The organism is Escherichia sp. R1, from assembly GCF_003000935.1.
In the GTDB taxonomy this organism is placed as follows: Bacteria; Pseudomonadota; Gammaproteobacteria; order Enterobacterales; family Enterobacteriaceae; genus Escherichia; species Escherichia coli.
Genome location: NZ_PSRU01000024.1, coordinates 37,389 through 47,695, shown reverse-complemented (window position 1 = coordinate 47,695; position 10,307 = coordinate 37,389). Strand labels below are relative to the sequence as shown.

The 10,307-nt window shown below is 47.4% G+C and carries 18 protein-coding genes and 1 pseudogene; 6 read left to right on the top strand and 13 right to left on the bottom strand.

The window, feature by feature from the left end:
- Positions 1–31: 31 nt before the first annotated feature.
- The 13 genes from C4F37_RS23575 to C4F37_RS23515 form a co-directional block, all read right to left on the bottom strand.
- The gene (locus tag C4F37_RS23575; RefSeq protein ID WP_023908961.1) at positions 32–748 is read right to left on the bottom strand and encodes an ead/Ea22-like family protein; all 717 of its coding nucleotides are present in this window, start codon (positions 746–748) and stop codon (positions 32–34) included.
- On the bottom strand, positions 741–1,085 hold the full coding sequence (locus C4F37_RS23570) for a hypothetical protein (protein WP_001705006.1): 345 nt from the start codon (positions 1,083–1,085) through the stop codon (positions 741–743). The genes C4F37_RS23575 and C4F37_RS23570 overlap by 8 nt, the downstream gene beginning before the upstream one ends.
- Before the next feature lie 2 nt (positions 1,086–1,087).
- A complete protein-coding gene (locus tag C4F37_RS23565; RefSeq protein ID WP_032154033.1) occupies positions 1,088–1,699 on the bottom strand; it encodes a phage family protein in 612 nt (203 codons plus the stop codon).
- The gene (locus C4F37_RS23560) at positions 1,696–1,854 is read right to left on the bottom strand and encodes a hypothetical protein (protein WP_001706266.1); all 159 of its coding nucleotides are present in this window, start codon (positions 1,852–1,854) and stop codon (positions 1,696–1,698) included. Before C4F37_RS23560 ends, C4F37_RS23565 begins: the two co-directional genes overlap by 4 nt.
- 29 nt (positions 1,855–1,883) lie before the next feature.
- On the bottom strand, positions 1,884–2,249 hold the full coding sequence (locus C4F37_RS23555) for a hypothetical protein (protein WP_001521425.1): 366 nt from the start codon (positions 2,247–2,249) through the stop codon (positions 1,884–1,886).
- Entirely contained in the window at positions 2,246–2,527 is a 282-nt protein-coding gene (locus C4F37_RS23550; protein ID WP_000823235.1) for a hypothetical protein, read from the bottom strand. The genes C4F37_RS23555 and C4F37_RS23550 overlap by 4 nt, the downstream gene beginning before the upstream one ends.
- Positions 2,528–2,604: 77 nt before the next feature.
- On the bottom strand, positions 2,605–3,672 hold the full coding sequence (locus C4F37_RS23545; protein WP_016240767.1) for a DUF3560 domain-containing protein: 1,068 nt from the start codon (positions 3,670–3,672) through the stop codon (positions 2,605–2,607).
- Positions 3,673–3,841: 169 nt separating this feature from the next.
- The gene (locus tag C4F37_RS23540; RefSeq protein WP_001250512.1) at positions 3,842–4,219 is read right to left on the bottom strand and encodes a hypothetical protein; all 378 of its coding nucleotides are present in this window, start codon (positions 4,217–4,219) and stop codon (positions 3,842–3,844) included.
- A 3-nt stretch (positions 4,220–4,222) separates the two neighbouring features.
- Positions 4,223–4,555, bottom strand: coding sequence for a DUF1064 domain-containing protein (locus C4F37_RS23535; RefSeq protein ID WP_001270825.1), 333 nt, complete (start codon positions 4,553–4,555; stop codon positions 4,223–4,225).
- Positions 4,552–4,956: a Ref family recombination enhancement nuclease gene (locus C4F37_RS23530; protein WP_001014473.1), complete on the bottom strand. Its 405-nt coding sequence runs from the start codon at positions 4,954–4,956 to the stop codon at positions 4,552–4,554. The genes C4F37_RS23535 and C4F37_RS23530 overlap by 4 nt, the downstream gene beginning before the upstream one ends.
- On the bottom strand, positions 4,956–5,189 hold the full coding sequence (locus C4F37_RS23525; RefSeq protein ID WP_000100624.1) for a hypothetical protein: 234 nt from the start codon (positions 5,187–5,189) through the stop codon (positions 4,956–4,958). The genes C4F37_RS23530 and C4F37_RS23525 overlap by 1 nt, the downstream gene beginning before the upstream one ends.
- Entirely contained in the window at positions 5,186–5,701 is a 516-nt protein-coding gene (locus tag C4F37_RS23520) for a hypothetical protein (RefSeq protein ID WP_001523092.1), read from the bottom strand. Before C4F37_RS23520 ends, C4F37_RS23525 begins: the two co-directional genes overlap by 4 nt.
- On the bottom strand, positions 5,698–6,192 hold the full coding sequence (locus C4F37_RS23515; protein ID WP_001523091.1) for a hypothetical protein: 495 nt from the start codon (positions 6,190–6,192) through the stop codon (positions 5,698–5,700). The genes C4F37_RS23520 and C4F37_RS23515 overlap by 4 nt, the downstream gene beginning before the upstream one ends.
- 175 nt (positions 6,193–6,367) lie before the next feature.
- Here C4F37_RS23515 and C4F37_RS23510 point away from each other — a divergent pair, with 175 nt between their 5' ends.
- The 6 genes and pseudogenes from C4F37_RS23510 to C4F37_RS27985 form a co-directional block, all read left to right on the top strand.
- A complete protein-coding gene (locus C4F37_RS23510) occupies positions 6,368–7,024 on the top strand; it encodes an XRE family transcriptional regulator (RefSeq protein WP_000839976.1) in 657 nt (218 codons plus the stop codon).
- Positions 7,025–7,116: 92 nt separating this feature from the next.
- Positions 7,117–7,491 (top strand): hypothetical protein, encoded by a 375-nt coding sequence (locus C4F37_RS23505; protein WP_004105266.1) that lies wholly within the window; start codon positions 7,117–7,119, stop codon positions 7,489–7,491.
- Between the two features lie 150 nt (positions 7,492–7,641).
- Positions 7,642–8,295: a ParA family protein gene (locus C4F37_RS23500; RefSeq protein ID WP_000156167.1), complete on the top strand. Its 654-nt coding sequence runs from the start codon at positions 7,642–7,644 to the stop codon at positions 8,293–8,295.
- Between the two features lie 43 nt (positions 8,296–8,338).
- A complete protein-coding gene (locus C4F37_RS23495) occupies positions 8,339–8,587 on the top strand; it encodes a hypothetical protein (protein WP_000730008.1) in 249 nt (82 codons plus the stop codon).
- A 1,130-nt stretch (positions 8,588–9,717) separates the two neighbouring features.
- The gene (locus C4F37_RS23490) at positions 9,718–9,909 is read left to right on the top strand and encodes a hypothetical protein (RefSeq protein ID WP_000183351.1); all 192 of its coding nucleotides are present in this window, start codon (positions 9,718–9,720) and stop codon (positions 9,907–9,909) included.
- Positions 9,906–10,253, top strand: a pseudogene (locus tag C4F37_RS27985) (ORF6N domain-containing protein); the annotation flags it as partial. The gene C4F37_RS23490 and the pseudogene C4F37_RS27985, both read left to right, overlap by 4 nt.
- Positions 10,254–10,307 lie beyond the last annotated feature (54 nt).

The following is a 10,307-nucleotide window of genomic DNA, read 5'->3' as shown; positions in this document are numbered from 1 at the left end:
CTAAATACTGCTCGTAGCCTCGCTAAATTGCTCACTTGTCGCCTCCTTTACGAATCTGTTCCGCCCACTCCTCAAGAGATTTCTCCGCATATTCACCGGACAGGCCATCAATCGGGTGCGGTTCATTAGCCAACTCTTCTTTCGCTGACAAAATCATGCGTGTAACGTCGAAAACTTCACGCAAAGACTTATTGATAAATCCGTGATTGAACGCAGCAGCAAGACGGCTTGCGGTGTAGTTAATCCCCTCGTTGCGTGCCTCCGCACGTATTTCAGCCAGGAAAGCATCGGTGGCTGGAATGGGCTTTTGTGGTGATATAGCAATGCGAATTGTCTCAAGGTCTGGAGCTGTTTCCGCTGTTGGCACCTTGATATAACCCGTCTGCACCCCATTCATGATGAACCTGCGACGGTCATCACATATCGCCTTAAGCCCTGCATTCTCCGCCGCCAGCGCCGCACGACTGGCCTCCAGTTCAGCAATGCGTTTGCTTTGTGCTTCCCGTTCATTCAGCAACGCCTGCACTACTTCTGGGTTGAAAGCTGCGATATAACGAGCGTTGTTCTCTGCGTTTTTCTGTCCGTCAAAGCCGGTCCATTTGATAACGTCTTCACATCGTTTATCACCGGGTGTATGCACCGCATATGTACCAGTACCCGACGAAATAAATGCGACCCATTCGCCCTGTGTTGCCTGTTTTGCTATCTCACGTAGTGCCTGATAGTTAATTGCTGTGCTGTTAGTCATTCCAGGCCTCCAGCTCGTTCTGAATCTCCTCGTCAACCTCGTCATTGGTGGCGTCTTCGTTCAGATGGTCGCGCGCCTCTTTGAGATACTGTTCACGGCGTTCGTGGTACCAGGCTGAGAACTCCGGCGACCATCCTCGATTAGCCCCCTGAAAATCTACCATCGCATTATCCTCGGCCATACGCTCGACCATGCAATCCGCGGTGTTCAGTGCAACCTCACGGATGTACCCCCGCAGGTCGCGCTTACGCCAATACGGGCTATATTTTGAGTCGCAGCGGCCTTTAAATTCGACGGTCCAGCGACGGATGCAGCGTGCGTTAAGTGATTTGCTCATAGTTATGCTTCCTTAATACGCTTAAACTCAATTACCCATACCCACGGGTTAGATAGCCAGTTCTCTTGCCCGTAAATACCGCGCCAGATATCACCAAAGCCAACGCGATAAACAGCTTCCGGCGGTGTAATCTTGTACGTCACCGGAGATGCGCCTTCTGCTTTAGCATCTGCCTCGCTCATGTCATGTAGCCGTTCCACACGCACGTCGGTTATTTCCAACAGAATACGGCTGGCCCAACGTGGCATGTGAATTGATGGGGTCCAACCCTCAGCTGGCTTGCTACTATCTGAGTAATCAGCCTTGTAATCACACAGTTCAGAAGCCAGAGAGACACCATCTTTGATTTCCTGAATGACATCGTTATCCAGCCAAAAAGCGTTGAATGTTTCACGTACCCATATGCGATCACCAACGTTACCGAACGGGCATAAACCATGTTCCGGTGCATCCATAACGTGGGTATAGACACCATTGCGTTTCTTTGTCGGTTTACGGATAACCAGGCAGTTATCGGCCCTGACATTTTTTACAGGTCGGCGAGTCTGCGTCTTCCTTCCTTCGAGGATGGCCCTAACCATATCGTCATTAAAAACAACACCACGTTCTTTCATTTAGAAGCCACCTTGTTCAATTTCCGGCGACAAGACACGCAATCATCAGGACTCTCAAAAGTGTCTGGCTCACGGTAATCACCAAAATACATCCAACGGCCGCAAATGCTGGTTACTTCACCTTCATTAAAATAATGATGTTTATTCGCCTTCATTGGCCTGACCCATCCGGCATTTTTCTTGCTCACTTCAACTCCTCCCGACGACGTTCCTGAAGCTCTAGCATTGCGGCTCGGAAATCCTGCCACCATTCCTCATCGGCTACTGGGGTGTTCCGCTCCAGCACCTTGTCCGCATCGGCGATCAGGTTTGCCAGACTCTTGTCTGAAATCTTCGTTACCGGAGTCGTTGGTTGCTCAACCTGCCCGATAGGTTTTATCGTGCTCAAAAGGAGGCGACGGCGGGAAAGTGGTGCCCCACAACGACGGCCATCTTCCTTGCGATATGTTTCTTTCGGACCAACACACCAGGTTGTCGGCGTCTCGCGCAACTTCACTTTTTTCTCACCATCATTGGTAATGATTATTCCGGTATGGGTTTTGATGCTCATGCCACAGCCCCTCTCAACGGCTTAACTTTGGCTAATAAGGTGTTAAACAACATGGAGTTAGGATTCATGCCAAATGGCAATTCCGGTTTAGCGGAGTAGTACAGGCAACCATTTATTTTCCTGGTTGTTATCTGTCCTTCGGCAACCATGCTTCTCAGTCTGCAACGCATAGAGTTCTGCGACACACCAATGTGCTCCGCGATTACGTCCACTTTTGAACATGGGTGATCGGTCAGGAAATTAATCACATCTTGGGGGTTAATAATTTTGCGTTTCATTGTCGAGGCGTCCTTATACATTTATATAAATATATAATTCTATATACGGCGGGAGACGTCCCGCCGTAGGCTTACTGTCAGGCTTTCAATAGCGATTCTTTTAGATATCGGGCATCAGCCAGGGCGTTTGGAGTAATCTTGCGAACCCATGCATTACGGGTTGGACTCCACTTAAAGGCGCGTGATTTAAGCAGCGAACGAATGTTTGCCTCTGGTTTGCCAGGGAAATAAAACAGGATGCGGTTATCCTCTGGATCTATCTCCATAGAAAAGCCGTCGTATTCTTCGCGCTGTGCTCCTGTTACAGACTTGACCGATTCAAGCTCCTTAATACGGCTCTGTAGTCGTTTGATTTCGGCGTTATTGTTGCTCAGTGCGTATGAAGGGAATCCGATGCGCCCACAGAAATCTCCGGCCAGTAACTCTTTGGCTTCGCTTTCTGTAAACCTGAGATCGATTAATGCAGAAAGCTGCTGTATTTGGTCTTTTTTGTATTTGCGAATGGCCTTATTTGCGGCCTTCATTTTGACGTGTGACTTCATGCAGCCTTGCAGCTTACGAAGCAACTTAAATAGCGCATCAGGATCATCAGACGAAATTCCATTACGACCAACACCTGCGGCTTTGCTCTCGTAGTGTGATGCTTTACTTTCGCATTCAACAAACGCTTTTCTGAATAACGCATCAGCTTTAGACAAACGGCGGCGATGGCCTTTCGCGCTATAATGGTCAACTAAAATCGGCTGGCCTAACGGGATCACATCCAACAGGTCATGCGCTCGCTTATGCGCTACCGCACCTTCTTTTCTGGCTTTTTCTGCACGAGCAATATATCGGGCAAGACGCGCGTTCTGGCGTTCCTGATAGGTGTTTACGTAATCATCTCCGCGCTGCTGCTGTTCAAGCCATGCTTTGCGCAGATCTTCTGTTACGTCCACCAGCTCCGCAGGGATACAACCAGTTTGGGCTTCATAAGAGTAACCATCCTCATAGATACGCCCATCGTCTTCAACAAAGAAAAAGGTTTCGTGCTCATCGCTTTTGACCATACGACCATTAACATGGCGTAATAGGTAGCCAGTATCAGTGCTTAACAGGCTGTTAGGGTTGTTGATCCAGTCAGAAATAATTACTTGTTTATTCATCAGATTTCTCCGGTTTAACCAGGGCGGGTATCGCTCGGTTTCGGGTATAACCATAGGAAATTTTTTCCCACCTGTAAAGCACTTTTTATATAAATCTATAATTATATATTTATAGATTTTCGATGTTCCCGATGTCTACACACCATCAAAACAGCTCAAAATGACACTTTTACTCTCTTCGCTTTTTCAAATAGTCGACAACATACGCCCTGGCTTTTGCCAGCTTCCGGCGATACTGTCTGAGGCTAAGAGAAAGGGCGTGGGCTTTATCAATATGCGGTGCATTTATGTCGAGGCCCCGAATCTCCCACGCCCCGTATTCAATTCGGACAACCAGCGCCGCAGTCTCATCAACTACCGTGAGGGCCGTCACCGCTCCCTCTATACTGGTTTCCAGTGAGTCATTTGGTGCGCCGCCCCCTCCGGTAAACTGGCAGCGCGTAACCATCATCATTTCTAACATCGACGCGAAACCGCTACGGGCGTTGCAGCCATTGCGCACCCACAGCGCCCATAGCTCAAACAAGCTATCCAGATCGCGTCTCACTGTTCAGATCTCCCGTATCGTGACGGGATAAAGCGCCTCTACCTGCTTTTTCTTCATGATGTAGACGTCTGTTCGCACACCTTTAGTGTCGACACAATCAATCGTCCCATCGTCATAAAACACCATGAAATCAAGTTTATAAACGACACCACCTGGCAGATGAAAAGGCACCTGCATAAGAAACGTCACAACGCGGCCAGCTTTTCTCAGTAGCTTCAGTTCGCAGTAGTAATCAGCCTCTTTTTTGCTATCAAAAGCGATATCATCGACAACCGTTTTTTTATTGCCGTATTTGCTTTTCCTTGTCGCTGGTTTGCGAAAGCCGGTATATCTCATTTGGTATCCCCTGGTACTTCACCAAGACTAAGATCAAACCCAATTTCGTCTTTAACTGACTGCGGCAACAGCTCCCACGTCTGCGCACACAAAAATTCATCTGTGCCATAACGCTCAACAAAGCGAGCACAATTACTCAGGGGAGGGTGACGAACGGCAATATGCGGAGGCACACGCCCACCACCAGGCACAACACCGCGATGATGTGGTGCGCACAACCCAAAGCTATGGAAGTGGCAATTCTCATCAACGCTGCCGTAATCAGGATCGTGATGTAGCTCCGTCCACAGCTCTGGATTCTCAATTTCACGGCCATCAATAATGCAAGCTATGCAACCCACGTGAGTGAGCACCGCTTGTATATAAAGTTTCTCTTTCTTCGTTGGTGTACGTCCGTTCATCAGCGCCCCTTACCATTGATAAAGAGGTTGAACTCGTTGATTAACTGGACATACATGCTTCTGGCCGCGTAGTTCTTTGCCAGCTCTTTACGGGATGAGATCCCGCAAAACTCACGCAGAATCACAGAGGCCTCAGAACTGTTTGAAACGTTCTTCCCTGTTTTACTGGTCAGAAAGCGCCAGAATTGGGGATTCTGGCAATGCATCGCAGCACCGCGAACATAACTACTCATTGATGGCCCCCGTCATTTCTGGTGCTTTTCACCGTGCGGCTTCTTAAAAACCTGCCATCACGAACAACAGACACTTCTCGTTTACCCAACCTCATTTCACGGCGGTAACATTCAGAAAATGCCTCGTCCGGCATCATATAAATGCGACGCTTCGCCTCCGTATCCAGAAGGGAACGGCTTGGGGTTACATATAAGAACGACTCATCAATAGGGACAAAACCACGAGCAAGAATTGCTGGCAGAATACCAGGAAGAACGCAGAAAACAGCTCCACGATGCAGCAACATCTGGTACTCCATGACCTCCGTAATCCCCGTAACGACTGTTACGGTGTCACGTCTGTTACGGCTGGCAACCAGTCGCTGCACACCTCCAATTTTCTGCTCTACAGATAGACGTTTGCTATCGTTATCAATATGATCGATAACAAATCCTTTAATCGTTTGATCAAGGTAGTGCACCACCTGCGATTGAATCTGGTGATTATCACCAAAGAAGGCCAGAATCATCATTCCTCAAGCCTCCCAAGTGCTGAACGCCGGGCGTTGCTAATCTCCTTATGAATCAGCTCGATATCGCTGGAATCTTTATTCTTAAGCTCCAGTACGGTAATCGCATCACGAACCTCTGAAACGGTTACGTGTGAGTGTTTCCAGCGAGCAATGAATCGCGGACCGCGTAGATTGCAACGCTCCGCAGGCATCCCCAGCTCAGAGAAAACCGCTTTCAGCCTTGATAAGCAGTTAACAGGGAGATTCCCTTTGATCTTGTTCTGCCGAACCGATGTGCCATCGCTACGCTGGCGCTGACGTTCGGCAAAATCTGCCGCCCATTGCTGGACGTTAATCCGGCCTTCCGAATACGCCACCAGCAGCGTCAGGTTATCCGCACGAGGGAATCTCTCGAAGCGATACCAGGCACCAATCAGTGATGACGTAAAGCCAAACTTTCTGGCAACACCAATTTGGCCTCCATTTTCGTCAACCCACTCCTGAAAGGTCATTTAACGAACTCCAGTTAAAACCACGATACGTGGTATTAAAACCACATATCGTGAGTTTTTTCAATGAGCGAAACAAAAAATAACCTTCTATTTGTGGTCCACCTCTCGTCTTACCATGTGAAAACCACTAAATGTGGTAATGTATAAATAACCCACCATTCACGATTGATGAGACATGAAAAGCAACGACGAGAACATCAAGAAAGAAATAGGTCTGCGCATTCAGACTCTACGGAAACAATCCGGCATGACTGCCGGAGATCTCCAGCAAGTCACTGGAATAGGCTTAAGCACCTTGCAGAACTATGAGGCCGGATTAAGACAACCATCTATACCTGCCATCAAGAAAATCGCGCACGCCCTGAAAGCATCAGCGCCTTATATCGCGTGCTTAACAGATAACCCGTTCCCACCCCAGAATACTAACGCTCCTGTTATTCCTGGGCTTGTAGCTATAAAAAATGACATAGCATCGCACGCCGGAGAAAAGCCAGTGCTGGCGATAGAACAGGAGATTCTACGAAGCAAGAACATCAACCCATCGTCTCTGTCAGTTCTCCAGAGCAACGATGAGTTAATGTCACCAACAATATCCCCAGGCTCCCAAGTCCTGATTAATACAGACGATACAGAGATTCATGAGGGGATCTATGCCCTTGAAGACAGAAATGGCCTGGTTGTTTTGAGGCACTGTAGAGTCATACCGGGTGACAATGCTGTTATGCTGTCAACCGAAAGGGATGCTGAAATGAACACTAAGCATCTGAATAACGAGGAATTTAAGCGTTATAAAGTTCTTGGCCGCGTAGTTAGTGTTGTCAACTGGTTATGATACACAGCACGGCGAAAGCCGTGCATTTCTACGCTCAAAAAAACCACATTTTGTGGTTTTGACAACATGTAAAAGTATAAAAGAGGCTACGCATGGAATTACATACAGCCAATAAAAACGAAACTCTGATCACTGCTGGAATCGAAATCCAAGCGTTGAACATAGCGATTGAGTGTATGTTATGCCAAATCATTGATAATGAGAAAGATATCGACTGGATAGAATCTATCCTTCATCTGGCATCAGAACAAAAAGTCTGCCTCAAAACGGCCTTACAATACGATGTGCCAGCGGTATCGAAGCTGTGCCAGCCATTGATGGCATATAACAGGGCTATTATTTCTGTATGCCTCATGATTCTTGATGAAACCCCCCCTCTTAGCGACCGCTCAGAAGCTGCTCTAACCCTCTCACGTAAACAGCGACAGCTAGCAAATCAACTGATATCAACGATAGCTGACCTCTGACTGCAAGCGGGCTAACGCCCGCTTATATGATTATAGATTTATATAATTATATAAAAAGCTTTTCATCAGCCAAAAAGTTGGTTATGCTTACCTCGTTCTATAAATATAGATTTATAGAATTATATAACCAAACACATGGAGTCTCGACAAATGACTATCTCTGTAGGTATTTTCAACGGAAAAGGCGGCGTAACCAAATCAACAATTGCCCGTGCTTTAGCAGTTGCTTATGCAAAGGCTGGCTGGAATGTATGCCTGATCGATATGGATGTGCTTAACGGAACGGTAACGCGTTGGGTACAACGCAGAATGGCCAACAATATCGAACCAGCAATCGCGGCGCAGCCGTGCGGCACACCATCACAAGTCCAGAAAATCATCGAATCAGAAGTATACGACCTGGTTATCGTCGATGGCGGTGCCTACGCATCTGAATCAGTACCGAAGCTATCTGAATTTCTGGATATGGTTATTTTGCCAACCCGATTCTCTACCGATGACCTGGAAACCACCGTTAACACTGCTCACGGCATCGTTAAAAAGGGTGTACCAATCAAGAAAATTTGCATGGTGTTTTCCGGCGCGGCTGAAAACGAAGCTGACTATATTGAAGCCCAAGAGTACCTGGCTAATACGCCATACTTTGTTGTCGATAAGTACATTCCCCACAAGCCAGCTCTGAGCAAAGCTCAGGATAAGGGCTTAAGCCTCATTGAGTGCTCATACGTTGCGCCACGCAAAAAGGCAGACGACGTTATTCAGGGGATTATCAACCAGCTTGAGGCTCTGACTACTGCCGCATAATATATAATTATAGTTTTATAGATTTATATAAGAGGGGATACACATGGCCGCACCATCAAAACCACCAAAGAAGAACAGCAAAGGCGTACCGCCATCGATCGAACAACCGCAGGTTTTCGACCCGACTGAAACGCCAACCAGAACCAAATCAGGTGGGGCACAAATGGCGTTTAACGTCGACCCTGAATTTAAACGCGAGTACAAAACGTTCGCCAGCTCAATGGATATGTCATTGAAAGAAGTGCTGACAAAGTCTTTTGAGTTACTCAAGGCTCAATACAACCAGAAGTAAGAGAAGGTGACGGCCTCCAGCGCCAACTGTTGGCCGTCGCGACACAACAAGGGGAATTTGTTATGTCCGAGCAACAATATACACGGTTACTGAAAACTCGTCTAACCGACCTCAAACGGCTGCAAGCTGGCTGCTTATTTGCCCTGCTATCCACCAGGCCAGAATGGGTACGTGAAGCAGTTCTGAAAGGCTTAATGCGCTCCAGCGTTTAAATTCAGCCATAAAAAAAGGCCCCCGAAGGGGCCTAATCGCTACTTGCTGCTAATGTTTATCGTCACATTCAGAGCGTTATCAGTAATCTTCCAACCCTCCCCATGTGGCGTAAACAAAGCCCCAGTAACAACGATAAAAATACACATACAGTATTTTTTCATTGTATGGCCCTTACAGGCCGTTTCACGGCATCCCCACCGACGAAAACAACGCGAGAGCAAGCACGGCTGCTTGTGCTTGCATGTACGGCAACGGAGAATCCTCCCCTAAAGTCGGTGCCCGGGTGCGAATCGGCGGGAAGGTCCACAGGTATTTTACGATTATTTTAAGATTAGTAATAGGAAAGAAATTAAACGAAAAAACTCGTTTATTTTCACAAAATCAGTAACCTACCCACAATCTGTGAGTTTGCAGGCACAACAAGAACCACAATTTTTTGAAGCATAATAGTGGACTATTATTACCTTTTGGGTAAAATTAACTTGCTGCTTGTGCTTGCGTGGTTGTTTATACAACAACGTAATGCTGAAAGGACCGCGAATCCGATCAGCACGAAAGAACCGTCCTCAATAGGGCGGTTTTTTTGTTTCTGCCTACCAATAAACCCACGCTATGTGGTTGTCTCTGTTAAAATCCCGCCGTATTGACATGAATGCGCCATTGGTGGACACTTTCCGAGCCGTAGCAAAATCTACGGTCGGGATTGGAACCCCGTGGACACAATGGCGCATACCGCGTTAGCGGTTTTTTTATGCGTAAAGCACTGCTACACCCAAATTATGGTGGGGCGTGCGGGGGAGTCGTAAGACTCGCCGGTTCGTCATTGTGTCCGGTAGTTCCAACCCTGCACGTCTCACCACCCAATGATTGGAACCTGACGGTGGTGAGTATCCTTAACCTTTAAGGGAATCATCACAATGACAAACCTACCCCATGACTATTACGTCAACCTCGTAAAGATCCTTCTCAAGAAAGCCTCATACGCCGATAAATTCCGCCTGGCTGAAATCATCGAGCGCGAAGCTATGCGCATCGCCAGCAACGATAACGCTGTTTCTGACGCAAAAATCTCCCTCGTAACCAAAGTAGTTATGGGAGGTGCAAAATGAAAACGCTTCCGACCGTTAACACCCTACAGCCTATCCTGCATAACCAGATCCCCGTTATCACTAGTGAACTTCTGGCGCAGTTATACGGAACAAAAATCAAAAACATTTCTGATAACTTTCTGAACAACACGACGCGATTCGTAGCCGGAAAGCATTACTTTAAAATTGAAAAAAACGAATTACGCGAGTTCAAGAACAGACCCGAAACAATCGGGTTAGTTGGTAAAAATGCCCGCTCCCTAATTCTCTGGACCGAACGCGGGGCTGCACGTCACGCTAAAATGCTCGAAACCGATCAGGCGTGGGATGTATTCGAACGGCTGGAAGACTGCTACTTCAACCAGAACGCGCAAACGGCCGCGACCGTAACCGTCTCGCCAAACAATGCTCGTGAGGTT